Origin of the sequence: Altererythrobacter aquiaggeris (genome assembly GCF_037154015.1) — a bacterium.
Taxonomy (GTDB): Bacteria; Pseudomonadota; Alphaproteobacteria; order Sphingomonadales; family Sphingomonadaceae; genus Aestuarierythrobacter; species Aestuarierythrobacter aquiaggeris.
On sequence record NZ_JBANRL010000001.1, the window covers coordinates 1098637 to 1113424 of the forward strand.

Genomic DNA, 14788 nt, shown 5'->3' on the forward strand with positions numbered 1-14788 from the left:
CAGCATGGAGTGTTATTGCAAGAATTTTCACGCTGTTTGCTCGTTTGATTGGCCGGGATAGGAAATCTGCACAATCTCCCATTCCTTCGCCCCTCCGGGCAATCGGACAACGCGCAGATCGCCCAGACTTGCCCCGCGCAAAGCACGGGCAATAGGGGCCCCCCATCCGATCAGGTTCTGCCCCGCGTCCTGTTCGTCATCACCAACCAGCGTGATTACGCGTTCGGCTTCATTTTCGTCCGCCAAAGTGACCGTGGCACCGAACCACACCTTGCCACGTTCTGGCTGGTCTTGCGGATTGATAACCCGAGCGGCCTTCATCCTGCGCGACAAGTGGGCCAATTCACGGTCAATCTCTCGCATTCGTTTGCGACCATAAATGTAATCACCGTTTTCGCTCCGATCACCATTGCCGGCAGCCCAGCTGACAATGGCGACAATCTGGGGCCGCTCCGTACCTAGCAAGTGGTCATAGCGGGCCTTCAACACAGCCAGACCCCTTGCAGTGATCGGGTTTCCATCGATTTTGATCACTATCTCAACGCGACAGAAACTGGCTGACGCGGCGGGGTTGACCAAAAGCGGCCTTGTCAGGGTTCATTGATTCATAGACGACGGCATTTTCGATCACGCGGTGCACATAGTTCTTGGTTTCATAGATCGGTATAGCCTCGATCCAATCGACGTATGAAATGCTGCCGTTCCGCGGATCGCCATTGCTGCGTAGCCATTTGTTCACGTTACCAGGGCCAGCGTTATAGGCCGCGGCGGCAAGCGGATATGCGCCGCCAAAATAATCCATCATGCGAGCAAAATAGGCATCTCCTAGCCGGATATTATAGCTGGGGCTTTCGATCAGGTTGGCCGACATGTAACTCATACCTAATTTGCCAGCCTGCTCTCTGGCGGTTCCCGGCATCAGTTGCATAAGCCCGCGAGCGCCGGCGTGACTGATCGCGTTCTGCGCAAACTGGCTTTCCTGCCGGGCAATGGCATGAACCATCGTCCAATTGCTACCGGGAGGCGTCTGCAACGTCGGAAAAGCAAGGGGAGTGAAACCGGAATGACCGTCAACTTCGGCCGCTTCGCCGTTGATCACAGCCAAATCGCGGCGGCCCAGGGTCCGGGCAAGCTGGTCCACCAGCACATGCTCGCCAGGCGTGTCCGCCTGGTCGGCAATTTCGCGGTAGAACCAGATGCCCGTGCGCCACGGCGCGTTACGAGCCACGTCGCTTACCGCCGCAGTGATTGGTGCGCCGTTGATCTTCGCACGCTCTTCCGGCGTAGGCTGCGCCGTTGTTACGGTACGCATATCCGGTAATGCGCGGCCCAGTTTCTCGTGCGCAAGCATTCCATAGAACCGCTGCGGATATTGGGCTGCCAATTCAAAATAGCGGTTTGCACCAGCCGTATCGCGCGCTTTCTCCGCTGCAAGTCCGGCCCAGTAGAAGCCTTTGGACCGGGTTTGCGGGGTCTTCGCCGAAGCGCCGTATCGATAGAACAGCGGTGCGGCTCCTGCCGGATCGCCGACAGTGTTCATGGCCTTCGTGCCGCCAAGCCACATCAACGACGTGTAATCGTCGCGGATCCTGTAACTCATCGTACTGATGTCGGCATTTGGGGCGAACAGATCGTCGACCGAGGCCGCAATACGCTGCGCCTGACGGGCGCCTGCGGATTTAGCAACAAGCAACATCTCGCCAAGCAGTGCCTCTGGATCATGCGGCAGCCCGGAAAATGCCGGCCGGCTTTCTAGCAGGCTGACTGCGCGGTACATCTGATTCGATGTGCGCCAATCGCGGACCCGGTTATAAACATACCCCGGATCCCGGATTGCATCGGTTGGCAATACACCAGGTTCGCCGCCCGAAATCAGCGCCAAACGCGCAGCGAAAAGCTCGCGCCTGGACGGCGAGACTAGGCTCATCTGCCTCCGCGCGGCTTCAATATCGCGTTGCCATAACAGCGCGTCCATCCGCCTGTCATGATCGTCTGCGGTAAGTCTGCCTGAAAACAGGCCAACTATGTAAGCCTCGGACGGACCGCTCATCGATCCACCGCGCCATGCCTCTCGCGCCTCTTCCAACGCTTCGCTGCGATTGAGGGAATTTAGCGCGAGTGCGTAGCGGGCTCTCGCGGAATTACCCAGGGGTGGATGCTTGTCGAAATAGGCGACCAGGCTTTGCGGTGTGACCGGTTCGTTATCGAGTGCTTTTTCAGCATACCCGCGCAGCCGTTCTTCGCGCGGAAATCCCGGGTAGGCCATAACAAATCCGGCGTAATCGTCGAACCGCAGATTACTGTTGTTGGTAAGGGTTTCCCAGCGGCTGATCGCCTGCGACATTCTCCCCGGTTGACGGGCGACAAGACCGGCGCGTGCCTGATCCCATTCACTCGCACCGGCAACGCTGCGTTCCTGGGCTGAAAGGACAGTGGGGGCAGCGAAGGCTGACGCCAAAACGAAGGCTAATGCCAAGAGGGGTTTTTCGACCATGCTGGACATATTGGTCAACTGCTCCTTATCAGGTGCTGAATGAAATCGGTTTGGAGCAACTTGTGTTCCGGTTTAGACCGCCATTTGCGTTACTTCGAGGTATAAAGTCCATGTTTTCCGGTTCGATACCCGCCCTTGCGACTCCTTTTCACGACGGACGGTTGGATGAAGGCGCATTTCGTAAACTGATCGACTGGCAGATCGAGAACGGTAGCAGCGGACTGGTCGCCTGCGGGACAACCGGTGAAGCGTCGACCCTCAGCAATGCCGAACATCACCGGGTAATCGAAATTTGCGTGGAGCAGACCGCAGGTCGGGTTCCGGTAATTGCCGGCTGCGGAAGTAACGACACGCAGAATGCCTTGCTTCATATGAAATTTGCCCAGAAAACCGGTTGTGCCGCCGGATTATGCGTCGCGCCTTATTACAACCGCCCAAGTCAGGAGGGGTTGATTGCGCACTTCAGCTATCTGGCAGAACACAGCGATCTACCGATCGTGCTTTATAACGTGCCCGGCAGGACTGTGACAGATATTCTGCCTGAAACCGTCTGCGAACTGGCCGAAAAATTCCCTCGGACAATCGTCGCGATAAAAGATGCGAGCGGCGACCTGTCGCGGGTTACCGACCACCGGATGGGTATTGGCCGCGACTTTTGCCAACTGTCAGGTGATGACGAACTTTCGCTGCCGGCAAACGCTGCGGGCGCGCGTGGCTGTATTTCCGTGACTGCAAATGTCGCACCGGCTTTGTGTTCGGAATTTCAGCAGGCTTGTGTCGAAAACGATTTTGCCAGGGCCCGGCAACTGAACGACCGGCTATATCCCTTGCATTACGCAATGTTTGAAGATGCCAGTCCTGCTCCGGTCAAATACGCGCTGAGCAAAGTACATGACTGGTTTACCGACGAGGTCCGCCTCCCGTTGACGAAATGTAATGATAAGGCGCGCAGGGCTGTCGATGATGCGCTGGTGCATGCCGGATTGCTCGAAGCTGTTTGATCCTGCCCCGATGACTTGGCTTGGTCGTCTTCACTGAAAACGAGGGCGGCTGGATCCAAAAGGAATTCGCCGCCCATCTCGTGTTCTGGTTGCGCCTCCTCAATCGGGCGGATTGTGCTTTTCGACGAAACTCACGAGTTCAGAAAGCATCCGCTGGCGGGTCTCGCTAGTAGAGAGCCAATGATCCTCGCCTTCCAGTTCCACGAATTCAACCGGTTTGTTGGCGCTGCGCAATGCATCGTACATATCTTTGCCCTGCTCGTACAAGACGACCGTATCATCCCGCCCATGAATAATCATGACAGGCGCATCGGCACGTTCGGCCTGATGTCGCGGCGAGATTGACCGGTGCAGGTCTTCCGGCCCGAACTCTTCGATCAAGGTAATGCGGGCAAAAAGGTTTCTCCCTCGCTGATTTTTTTCAGTCGAATAAAGTTTGGGGATATCGGCAACGCCGTTGACCGACACCGCACAGCGATAAATTCCGTTTTGCAAAGTCACACCGGCCAAAGCGACATAACCTCCGTAACTGGCGCCGACTACGCAAGCGCGCTTGGGATCAATGATGCCTTTTGCAGCCAAGGCTTTCAGCCCGTCCGAAACATCAGTTTGCATGAGTTTTCCCCACTGGCCAAAGCCAGCCTCCTGGAATGCCCGATCTTTGTTCGTGGAGCCGCGAAAGTTGGGCTGAAAGACAGCGTAACCACGTGACGCAATTCCTTGTGCCCACCAATCGAACGTTTCAGTGCTTTCGCCGGCAGGCCCACCATGCGGCAACATAACGAGTGGTAGATTTTTGGCTTCACGGCCTGGCGGCAGGGTTAAAATTCCGTCCAGCTCCAGACCATCTCCCGCGCTATATTCGAAGCGAGAAATCGGTCCAACCTGCTCCGGTTTGATTTTGGGTCGCTCGGATCCGATCGGGCTTGCCTGCAATGTGGCCATATCCACAAGATACCAGGTGCCGCTGTCCCGATTGCCCTTGGTGACCACCAGGACCTTGCTGAAATCTGGCGTCCACTCGCTTAAATAAACATCTCTGCCTGCGAATGCCTGAGCGATTTTATCAATGACTGTTTGTTTTGCGGGATCGAAGAAAGTTGGCATTACACGATCTTCATCCAACCTGTAACCAATCAATCGAGCGCTGAACTGGTCGGTGTAAAGCGAGCCAATATCTTGGTCAGGGCGCCATCTTACAGGTGACGACGACCCATCCAGCGGGACTTCGAACCACTGCATTTCATTGGCCTCGTCCGCTTCGGAATAAAGAATCGTCGTTCCGTCTTGTCCCAACGTTCCAAGACCAATCCTTCCACGATCCTGGACACCGGAAGCGATTACCTTGTTGTCAGCATTTTTGATCGACCACTCGCCCGTCGTTTGAATCCACTCTCTCAAGGCGGCGACGTTCCCCGAGCTGTCGAGCAACCAATCGCGAGACATCCGGTAATCACCGGACTGGTTCGCCACCTTTTTTAATTTGTTTGTCTGAAGATCGACGGCATAAAGTGCCGGTGCCGAGTTACCAACGAAGTAGGAACCGCCCTGATTGCGGGTCATTTCCAGCCCGCCGTAAAAACCGACCCAGCGCCCGTCGATCAACCGTTTGCCGTAGTTTCCCTGAACCGAATTCAGCATCTTTTTTTCGTTGCTGAAGATGGTCTGGACTTCGCCGCCGGCTGCTGCGGGAACAATCATGACGTTGGAAAATTCAGCCTTGTCGCCGATGAACCGTTTACCAAGCTCCTGCGTATCGCTGCGGGTGAGCAAAATAGCGTCGTCGCCAACCCAATCCAGCCCGCGAACCTTGATGTCGCCGACCTCCATCGAGTTTTTGGCCTTCATATTTTCATCCAGTACGATCAGTAGCCGTTTGCCCTTTACGCTTGCGATCAAAGCAAGATCACCTTCGGGCGACAGGTCCGCCTGCTCGAACTCCGGCAATTCTCCATATGCACCGAGGGGAGGCGCGGTTTGCGCAAAGGCAGTTGAAGCGAACAAGGCAGAGGCTATGGCGGCCAACGATCTAATAACCGTTCTGGTCGATGAACACATAAGAAGTCCCCTGTTGTTTCCGTGACTTATGCAGGCCGCATTTGATCGGTGCAAGTTTGAAAACAAAGCTGTTCGGGGGTTTTTTGATCGCTTGATCGGCAAAAACCCGATTTCCCCCTGAAACTTGGCAAGTTCGGGCCTTTCAAGCAGCGCGCAAACTCCCTAGATGGTCTGGGTAATGGCACGTCCCAAAACTCCAGCATTCGAAAAGATCAAAGTCGTGGCCGAGAACCGCCGGGCGAAGTTTGATTACTTTATCGAAGACAAGTACGAGGCTGGCGTTGTCCTGACCGGTACGGAAGTGAAAAGCCTGCGGTCGGGCCAGGGCTCGATTGCGGAGAGTTATGCCGAGGTTAAGGGCGGTGAGGTATGGTTGGTCAACGCCAACATTCCGGAATTCAGCCATGGCAATCGCAATAATCACACTCCGACCAGGCCGCGGAAATTGTTGCTAAGCGCGCGCGAAATCGGTAAATTTACCGGCGCTGTGGAGCGTAAGGGCATGACGCTGGTGCCGCTTTCGGTCTATTTCAATTCGCGCGGTCGGGCCAAGATCGAACTCGCATTGGCCAAGGGCAAGCAGGCGCACGACAAGCGTCAGACGACCAAGGACCGCGACTGGAAACGAGACAAGGCGCGCTTGCTGCGCGAGGGTAGCTGACACCGATGACGCGCAGGCTTAAAAAATGGATCAGGGCAAATATGCCGACGCGGCAGGAGATGGCGGACAACCGCTTTCTTGCGCCGATCGCGCACCGTTTCCTAAGCCCGGAATTATGGCGCTTTACTCGCCGGTCTGTGCCTCGCGGGGTGGCCTTGGGCCTATTCTGTGCGTTCATAGTCCCACTGGGACAGATATTTATCGCAGCATTCATGGCATTACCCGCTCGGGCCAACGTCCCATTGGCCGCGTTAGTGACTTTCGTGACCAACCCGCTCACCTTTCCGTTCTGGGCAGTCGTCGCTAACCAGGTCGGCTCGTTCGTGCTAAACCTCGATGCGGCTGTTGGCGGTATGGCCGCAGAACAATTAGCCCACGACAAAGGGCCTTTGGCAGTGTTTTTCGAATTGGCCGGAGTAACCGCGTTCGGGTTTATTGTGCTCGCAATTGTAACTTCGGCGGTGGGCTATCTCGTTTCGGGCTTTGCCTGGAGGATATGGATCAGTCGCAAGCGCCGCCGCCAGATTGTCAGGCTGGAAAAACGCCTGAATGAAAGGCTGGAGGCCAACCGGCCGTGAAGATGGCCGTTAAGCAGGTTTTGCTTCGACAACCGGTAATCCTGACCAGTCTAACAATTGCGTGTCTCGCAAGTGTGTTGCTGGTCTGGCTGGTAACGGGGGAGGGTGCCGCTGCTGCGGCATACCTTGGCGGCCTGCTGGTACTGGGGTTTTTTGCCTGGTTCATTTCGAAGCAGAATGCCGCCCCCCAGCATGACGAATTTGCCGTGCCCGACTGGTCTGTCACCGTTGCGGCAATCGGCAATTCCGCAGGCGGTGTCGCGATCACCGACCGCGCCAACAGGCTGGTTTGCGCAAATGAAACATATTCCGGGTGGTTTGGATCGGACAGCGGTCCGCCCAATTTGCCATTTGACCATTCATCGCGCGAGAGCCTGGCAAAGGCGGCACGGGAAGCATGGCGCGATGGTGGGGGTGTGGCGCAGCCGCTCGAGGGCAAAGAGGGCCAGATTTGGTTTGCCCGGGCAGAGCGGGCCGGGCGCGGCGAGGACTATCTGGTTTGGCATTTCGCCGTCCAGTCTGAAGAAGATCCGCTTGGACAGTTGGCGCAGCGCATCGCTGGCCCGTTGGGGCAGATGTTTTCGCGGGCCGGTGTCGAAGCGGCAATTGTCGGGCCGGATGGTGCGATCAAAGTCGCCAGTTCCGGCTTTGCGCACCGTGCTTCCGGCGATGTCGCAGCGACAATGGCGGGACAGGATTTTGCAACCCTGCTCCGCGCGGATGAAAGAGAGCGGATATTTTTTGCGCGAGAGGGCCGGCGGGGTACGGCCCAGACGTTAATTCACGTACCGTTGGGCGATGTCGGGCATGAAGCACCGACCGGGCCTGACGAGGCGCCGTCCCTGATGTTGCTGGTCGAGGCCGGTGTAGGGATTGGCGGCGGTTTTGGCGGAGACGGACAGGCTGGCGCGGCTCAGCTCGAAGCTTTGCTTGCCGCACTGCCTTTAGGTCTGGCAATGACCGACCGCGATGGCCGCCTGTTGTTTGGTAACGATGCCTTCCTGCGAGCTGCTGATTTGCCGCATGGTGGGCTTCCGCGATATCCGACCGACCTGGTGGTGAAAGAAGACAAGGCAGCCATTTCAGATGCGGTCCGCCGCTTTGGCCGCGGTCCGGCGAGTACCGGAAACACTGCGGTCAGGCTGCAGGCTAATCCTGACGAGCCGGTGACACTGGGCCTTGCAGGTGTACGCGGGCTGGGCGAAGCGGCGGTGCTACTGAGCCTGACGGATTCGACCGAGGAAACGCGGCTGAAACGACAAATAGCGCAGGCCACCAAAATGCAGGCGGTTGGCCAGCTTGCAGGCGGCGTCGCGCATGATTTCAACAATGTCCTGACCGCAATCATCGGTTATTGTGACCTGATGCTGCTGCGTCACACGCCGGGTGACAGCGACTATGACGATATTCAGCAAATCAGGGCGAATTCAAACCGGGCCGCGTCGCTGACGCGTCAATTGCTGGCGTTTAGCCGGCAGCAAACCCTTCGGCCTGTGGTCATACAATTGCCCGATGTGATTTCGGAAGTCAGTCAGCTGCTTAAACGTTTGCTGGGCCAGACAATCGATTTCGAGGTCCGTCACGACCGTAATCTCAGCCCGGTGCGGGCCGACCCGCAACAACTGGAGCAAGTCATTGTAAATCTGGCAGTCAATGCGCGCGATGCCATACAGGCAAATGTGCGCGGCCCCAGCGCTGGCAAAGGCAAGCTGGCTTTTACCACGCGCCGCGTTTCCGCGGCTGATATACGCAAGCTGGGCAGCGAGATTATTCCGCCTGCGGAATATACCGTTCTGACCGTGCAGGATACGGGCGGCGGTATCCCGACCGACAAAATCGGCAAGATATTCGAACCGTTCTTCACAACCAAGGAACAGGGCAAGGGCACGGGCCTTGGTCTGTCCACGGTCTATGGTATCATCAAGCAGTCGGGAGGCTTTGTCTTTGCTGACAACACTGTCGCCGACAATGGTCAGGTGCAGGGCGCGCGCTTCACGATCTACCTGCCTGCCCACAGCGGGCGCATCCATGCAGACGAGTTGCCCGAGAAGCCGGTTGCAGAAACCGCGACCGCGTGGAGCGGCGGAGCCAGCATCCTGCTGGTCGAAGACGAGGACATGGTTCGTGCAGTCGCAGAACGGGCGCTGACACGGCAAGGCTATACGGTCACCACCGCAGCCGACGGTGAATTGGGGCTTGCCGAGATAGCAAACGGGGGCGCGTTCGATCTGATAATCAGCGATGTGGTGATGCCCGGAATGGACGGTCCGGCAATGATGCGTCACATTCGCAAGGTAAACCCGGATGTGCCGGTAATTTTCATGTCCGGTTATGCGGAAGAACAGTTACGTAAAGATATCGACACAACCAATATGCACTTCATGGCGAAGCCTTTCAGTGTCGATCAGATCGGGCGGAAGGTGGCCGGCGTGCTAGGTGCATCGAAGAGCGCTCCCTGATCGTTCATACAAGATAAATCACCGCTGGCGAGATTGCAGAAAATTAACAGAGGGGATTTTCGATGGATTTACTGAGGCGGCACGCGGGCGCTCTGCCAGCATTCGTCCTGCTGGCGATCTCGGCACCGGTTGTCGCCCAAACTTCCGCCCCGTCGTCTCTGACTGATCCCGATGCGACAGCGCAAGGCGACGTTTCGGTAACGATTTACAATAATGGTCAGGCGCTGGTGCAAGATATCCGCCAGCTGGATATCCAACGCGGACGCAGCCGGATAGAATTCCCGGATGTTTCTGCAAGGATCCGCCCCGAGACTGTTAGCTTTGCTGCCAATGGCGCAGGGATTATCGAACAGAACTTCGACTTTGATCTTTTAACGCCGGGCAAGTTGATGGAAAAAGCCATCGGCCAAACCATCACGCTTATCCGGACCAATCCGGCAACCGGCATAGAAACGCGAGAGCGCGCCACTGTTCTTTCGACCGCCGGCGGCGTGGTTGTGAAGATTGGCGACCGCATCGAAGTGCTGCGCGATGACGGCTTGCCGGTTCGCGCCGTGTTCGACCGCGTGCCGCCCAATTTGCGTGCGCGGCCGACCTTGTCCGTAACAGTGCAAAGCCAAAACGCTGGCGTCAGGCCAGCCTCCATCCGTTATCTCACGCCAAATCTGGGTTGGTCCGCCGACTACGTCTCGCTGTATGACGAGGGGGCGGGGACGATCAATATGCAGGGATGGGTCACTTTGACCAACAATACAGGCACAACCTTCCACAATGCCGATACGTTGCTGGTCGCCGGCAGCCCGAATGGAGGCGGTGGCCCCGGCGGCAATATGCGCGGTAATGTGCGCAGCAATGTGCGCGGCATGGTAAACCCGGGGCCAGAGACTGCTGACCGTGAGCAGTTGGGTGACTTCTATCTTTATCCGATCGATGCGCGCACCACGATTGCAAACAACCAGACGAAGCAAGTCAGTTTTCTGGATGTGCAGGGCGTTCCCGCGCAAAAGGTTTATTCACGGACTGTTGACTGGCTATCCAGCGAAGACCGACCGGTGAATGTGTCCAGCGAGATTGCATTCAAATCGTCTCGCGATGCTGGTTTAGGCGACGCGTTACCGTCCGGTACGGTACGATTCTATCAGCGTGACCGCGAGGGGACGCCGCAATTCATCGGCGAAAATACTATTGGACATACCCCGATGGGAAGCGAATTGTCCCTTCGAACCGGCGATGCATTCGATATTTTTGTGCAAGCGGAAGTGGAGGAGCGCAGCCAGATCACTTCATCCGAATGGGAGCGCACCGCCCGATACCGTGTTATCAAGGAGGGTGTCGAAGTTGACCGGATCGAGGCCGAGCGTCCAGTCAGCTTCTTTCGCACTACGATGCGCTACACGCTGACTAATGCCAAAAGCACTCCCGTCGACGTCCAGCTTTATCAAAGCGGGCTTGATCGTGGCTGGTGGAGCCGCGACTTCCGCATAGTAAGCGAGGATGTGTTGGGCGAGCAAATCAACGCCGACCGCCGAAAATATACTGTTGCAGTTCCGGCCAATGGCAAGCGCGTGGTGCGGGTTACTTACGAAACACGTTACTAGGCTTCCGCGATGTTGCTGCGTGCGGCCATTCTTGTCACGGTCTTGCTCACCGGTTACGAAGCCGGCGCGCGCGAGGCCGTGCTCGCTTCGGAACCGGTTGCATTGTCGATAACCGTTTACCGCGATCCTGATCGCGGTGCCGATAGCGCAATGAATGTCAGCTGGCCAAAAGGTTTCGCCATGATCAGCGAGACCCGGACCGTTACCTTGCCAGCGGGCGAATCGGCGGTGAGGTTTGAAGGTGTCGCTGAAGGGATGGTCGCCGTCAGCGCGATCGTAACCGGCCTTCCGCAAGGAACCATCGAGAAAAACCGAAACGCAGATTTGCTGTCGCCCGGCGCGCTGGTCGATGGCACACTGGGTAACCGCATCACGGTGACAAGGACCAACCCCGCAACGGGAGCACCAACCTCAGAAAGCGCAATCGTACGCACCCGCGCGGATGGCGGCCTGGTGCTGGAGACGCAGGCAGGTTTTGAAGCGGTTCGCTGTTCCGGGCTGCCTGAAAAGATGACTTTCCACAACGTCCCGGCGGGACTTTCTGCCGAGCCGGTATTCTCGATCAATACGCGTGATGATGCGGGCGGCACATATCAGGTGGTGCTGACTTATTTGGCCTGGGGATTCGACTGGCAGGCGCACTATGTCGCGACGTTGGCAGAAGGGAGCCGGAGTGATGATGTTCGTTTCAACCTGATGTCGTGGCTGACTATCCTCAACGACAATGGCCAGAGTTTCGAGGATGCGGAACTGCTCGCGGTTGCCGGTGCGCTGAGTATCGAGAGCGACTTTCGAGAGCTTGCCGGAGCCCCGGCCCCGTCACCGCTCCGTCTGGTGTGTTATCCGCTGGGAAGTACGGCTGCGGGTACTCCGGTTCCCTATTACCGCACTGATGCTTATGGCTCGCCTGCTCCGCCGCCACCCCCGCCGCCGCCTGCCGCGGTCAGCATGATGGATGCTCAGGAAATTGTTCTGACTGCATCGAGCAGAAAGAGCGGCTTAGCCGTGGTCGCAGCAGAGGAAGATCTTGGCGATCTCAAGCTATACCGCATTCCGGTGCCGGTATCTGTCGCGGCGAAAGGGCTCAAACAGGTCGCATTTCTCGACGAAGATGATGTGAAGGCCAAATACCTTTATACTGCGGGCTGCGACGTCTGGACCAATGACGGGGAGGGCGCCAACCCGCTTGGCATGCTGCTGGCGACGGTAAATGACAAGGAACACGGTCTGGGTGTCGCCATGCCGATGGGCGGAATTACGATCTTCGAACCCGGTCGCTACGGCGATCTACTGGTTGGTGAGGAGCAGCTGCGGGACTATGCGTCCGGACAAGATGTCGAGATCGGCATCGGGCAAAGCACTCAGGTGTTCTCTTCCTGCAACCGGGTAGGCGGGGCAGATCCTGACAACCAAAGCCGAAAATGGTCCAGAATGGCCGGTACTTTTACAAACGCCAATCCAGGTCCGGTTACGGTACGGTTATATCTGGGATCAAGCGACGGCTGGCAAGTGAAGGGCGTGCGTGGTTATCGGCTGAAGGACGGGCAGCATATTTCCGAATTTACGGTTCCCGCAAACTCGACGCGTGAGATTAAGTGGCTGACACGCTCTACGAGAACGGACTAACAGTTTGTAAATGGCAGAAAACTAGGGTTTCCTATAAAATGTAGGAAATTTCTTGTTCCCCCCTTGTTCTATGAGAACAAACACGATACATACTGTTCCACACAATCACACGGGGGCAAGCAAATGCGCGCTCTGGTCAATGGATGGAGACAGTGTCATGGCAGCAAGTCTGAAGCTCGTAGAAGGTAAGGAAAAAAACGTGGACCGTCAGAAGGCTCTCGACGCAGCACTTGCACAGATCGACCGTGCATTCGGTAAAGGTTCGGCCATGAAACTGGGCAGCCGGGAGGCATTGGAGATTGAATCCATTTCCACCGGTTCGCTGGGCTTGGACATTGCACTTGGAATTGGCGGCCTGCCCAAGGGACGTGTGGTGGAAATTTATGGTCCGGAAAGTTCGGGCAAGACCACTCTGGCGCTGCATACAATTGCCGAGGCGCAAAAAGCGGGCGGAACCGCAGCTTTCGTTGATGCTGAACACGCGCTCGACCCGATCTATGCGAAGGCGCTGGGTGTCGATATTGACGAATTGATCGTTTCGCAGCCCGATACTGGCGAGCAAGCGCTCGAGATCGTCGATACGCTGGTGCGTTCCAATGCCATCGATATTCTTGTTATCGATTCGGTTGCAGCACTTGTGCCACGTGCTGAAATCGAAGGCGAGATGGGTGATAGCCATGTAGGTTTGCAGGCCCGGCTCATGTCACAGTCCTTGCGCAAGCTGACCGGTTCGATCTCCCGTTCCAAAACCATGGTCATTTTCATCAATCAATTGCGGATGAAAATCGGTGTGATGTACGGTAATCCTGAAACTACGACCGGAGGCAATGCGCTCAAATTCTATGCTTCTGTCCGCCTCGATATTCGCCGTATCGGCGCGATCAAGGACCGTGACGAAGTTGTCGGCAATGCCACCCGCGTGAAAGTGGTCAAAAACAAGGTAGCGCCGCCGTTCAAGCAGGTCGAATTCGATATAATGTACGGTGAAGGCGTATCGAAGCGCGGCGAAATACTGGATCTGGGCGTCAAAGCCGGGCTGGTCGAAAAGTCGGGCAGCTGGTTTAGCTATGACAGTATCCGTATCGGCCAGGGCCGTGAAAATTCGAAAACCTATCTCAAGGAAAATCCGGAAGTTTGCGACAAGTTGGAAGCTGCTATTCGCAGCCGCACCGACAAGGTCGCCGAGGAACTGCTCGAAGGGCCAAGCGCGAAGCCCGAAGACTGATCCTTATGCGCATGCGGAGTAGATCCGCAGCGGGAAATGTGAAGCCGGCGCCGCGATCTTTTTTAAGATCCCAAGCGCCGGCTTTTCTTCTTTCCCAGCAGTAAAATAATACTGCCAAAAGCTAACCAAGCAATCGGGCGTTAACTTTACAGTGGCAGAAAATTGAATGCATTGCTGGACAAGACAATAGATGTCCCGCAATTTTCGTGAATACTCGGAGTTTGAAATGACGGATAGCAAGGATTGGCAGGGCCAGGTTGGTGAAACCTGGTCACGCGAATGGCGCCGGACAGACCGAAGTTTCAGTGGATTGACCGATCAACTTTTGCGCAGGGCCACGCAAAGCACTATCCGGCATGCTCTGGATGTTGGCTGCGGGGCAGGTGAACTGACATTGGCTCTGGCGCGCAGCAACCCTGACGCAAAGGTTCGCGGTATCGACATCAGCGAAGATCTTATTGAAATAGCCCGTGGACGGTCGGCAAATGCAAACGTTCATTTCGCTGTTATGGATGCGACCGAATGGAATGGCATAAGCTGGCGGCCGGATTTGATAATGTCGCGCCACGGAGTGATGTTTTTCAAGGATCCGGTTCAATCATTTTACCATTTACGCATGTCTGCTTCGGAGAATGCACGGTTGGTGTTTTCATGCTTTCAGCGTCTTGCGGCCAACCCCTGGGTGACCGAGATTGCGCGCCTGCTACCCGAAGGAGCAATCCAGTCCCCGGAACCCGGATATCGCCCCGGTCCTTTTGCATTTGCAAATCGTGACTTCGTTTCCGAAACGCTCCGCAGTGCGGGCTGGCAAAATGTCGAGTTTGAGCCGGTCGAATTCGCCTATATTGCCGGAGCCGGTGAAGATCCCGTCGATGATGCAGTCAATTACCTTCTGCGTATCGGTCCGGGCGCGGCCGCCGCGCGTGAGTTGGGCGACGCGGCGCGTGAAGTGTTCAAGGAAAAGTTACGCCGCTTCCTCGCTTCACGCGCGCGGGATGGTCTGGTCGCTCTGGGCGCATCGGCCTGGATCGTGACGGCACATAATTAGGTGCATGATGACGGCGGGGGATATTCGCCTTGTCGGGGCC

11 protein-coding genes are annotated in these 14788 nt (G+C 56.6%); 8 read left to right on the forward strand and 3 right to left on the reverse strand.

Translation table 11 applies throughout. The annotated features are described in order from the left end of the window. Positions 1-27: 27 nt before the first annotated feature. Both WFP06_RS05380 and WFP06_RS05385 read right to left on the reverse strand, forming a co-directional pair. Positions 28-531, reverse strand: coding sequence for a GreA/GreB family elongation factor (locus tag WFP06_RS05380; RefSeq protein WP_336987638.1), 504 nt, complete (start codon positions 529-531; stop codon positions 28-30). Positions 532-538: 7 nt separating this feature from the next. Then, a complete protein-coding gene (locus WFP06_RS05385; protein WP_336987639.1) occupies positions 539-2503 on the reverse strand; it encodes a lytic transglycosylase domain-containing protein in 1965 nt (654 codons plus the stop codon). Between the two features lie 101 nt (positions 2504-2604). Between WFP06_RS05385 and dapA the strand changes: the two genes are divergently transcribed. Beyond that, a complete protein-coding gene (gene dapA / locus WFP06_RS05390; RefSeq protein ID WP_336986203.1) occupies positions 2605-3495 on the forward strand; it encodes a 4-hydroxy-tetrahydrodipicolinate synthase in 891 nt (296 codons plus the stop codon). A 99-nt stretch (positions 3496-3594) separates the two neighbouring features. Here dapA and WFP06_RS05395 read toward each other — a convergent pair whose 3' ends face one another. Continuing rightward, entirely contained in the window at positions 3595-5394 is a 1800-nt protein-coding gene (locus WFP06_RS05395; protein WP_336986204.1) for an alpha/beta hydrolase family protein, read from the reverse strand. Positions 5395-5731: 337 nt separating this feature from the next. Between WFP06_RS05395 and smpB the strand changes: the two genes are divergently transcribed. The 7 genes from smpB (at position 5732) to WFP06_RS05430 (ending at position 14748) form a co-directional block, all read left to right on the forward strand. Next, on the forward strand, positions 5732-6214 hold the full coding sequence (gene smpB, locus WFP06_RS05400; protein WP_336986205.1) for an SsrA-binding protein SmpB: 483 nt from the start codon (positions 5732-5734) through the stop codon (positions 6212-6214). Between the two features lie 59 nt (positions 6215-6273). Then, positions 6274-6792 carry a DUF2062 domain-containing protein gene (locus WFP06_RS05405; RefSeq protein WP_336987640.1) on the forward strand — a complete coding sequence of 173 codons (519 nt, stop codon included), beginning with the start codon at positions 6274-6276 and terminating at the stop codon, positions 6790-6792. 2 nt (positions 6793-6794) lie between these two features. Beyond that, entirely contained in the window at positions 6795-9251 is a 2457-nt protein-coding gene (locus tag WFP06_RS05410; protein WP_336987641.1) for a hybrid sensor histidine kinase/response regulator, read from the forward strand. A 62-nt stretch (positions 9252-9313) separates the two neighbouring features. Continuing rightward, positions 9314-10849 (forward strand): DUF4139 domain-containing protein, encoded by a 1536-nt coding sequence (locus WFP06_RS05415; protein ID WP_336986206.1) that lies wholly within the window; start codon positions 9314-9316, stop codon positions 10847-10849. Between the two features lie 9 nt (positions 10850-10858). Next, on the forward strand, positions 10859-12475 hold the full coding sequence (locus WFP06_RS05420; RefSeq protein WP_336986207.1) for a DUF4139 domain-containing protein: 1617 nt from the start codon (positions 10859-10861) through the stop codon (positions 12473-12475). 157 nt (positions 12476-12632) lie between these two features. Then, a complete protein-coding gene (recA, locus tag WFP06_RS05425; RefSeq protein WP_336986208.1) occupies positions 12633-13700 on the forward strand; it encodes a recombinase RecA in 1068 nt (355 codons plus the stop codon). 226 nt (positions 13701-13926) lie between these two features. Then, positions 13927-14748, forward strand: a complete 822-nt coding sequence (locus WFP06_RS05430) for a class I SAM-dependent methyltransferase (protein WP_336986209.1) — start codon at positions 13927-13929, stop codon at positions 14746-14748. Positions 14749-14788 lie beyond the last annotated feature (40 nt).

Coding starts and splice junctions, on each gene's coding strand:
- WFP06_RS05385 (WP_336987639.1), bottom strand. CDS start 2,503: ATGTCCAGCATGGTCGAAAAACCCCTCTTGGCATTAGCCTTCGTTTTG.
- dapA (WP_336986203.1), top strand. CDS start 2,605: ATGTTTTCCGGTTCGATACCCGCCCTTGCGACTCCTTTTCACGACGGA.
- smpB (WP_336986205.1), top strand. CDS start 5,732: ATGGCACGTCCCAAAACTCCAGCATTCGAAAAGATCAAAGTCGTGGCC.
- WFP06_RS05405 (WP_336987640.1), top strand. CDS start 6,274: ATGGCGGACAACCGCTTTCTTGCGCCGATCGCGCACCGTTTCCTAAGC.
- WFP06_RS05410 (WP_336987641.1), top strand. CDS start 6,795: ATGGCCGTTAAGCAGGTTTTGCTTCGACAACCGGTAATCCTGACCAGT.
- WFP06_RS05415 (WP_336986206.1), top strand. CDS start 9,314: ATGGATTTACTGAGGCGGCACGCGGGCGCTCTGCCAGCATTCGTCCTG.
- WFP06_RS05420 (WP_336986207.1), top strand. CDS start 10,859: ATGTTGCTGCGTGCGGCCATTCTTGTCACGGTCTTGCTCACCGGTTAC.
- recA (WP_336986208.1), top strand. CDS start 12,633: ATGGCAGCAAGTCTGAAGCTCGTAGAAGGTAAGGAAAAAAACGTGGAC.
- WFP06_RS05430 (WP_336986209.1), top strand. CDS start 13,927: ATGACGGATAGCAAGGATTGGCAGGGCCAGGTTGGTGAAACCTGGTCA.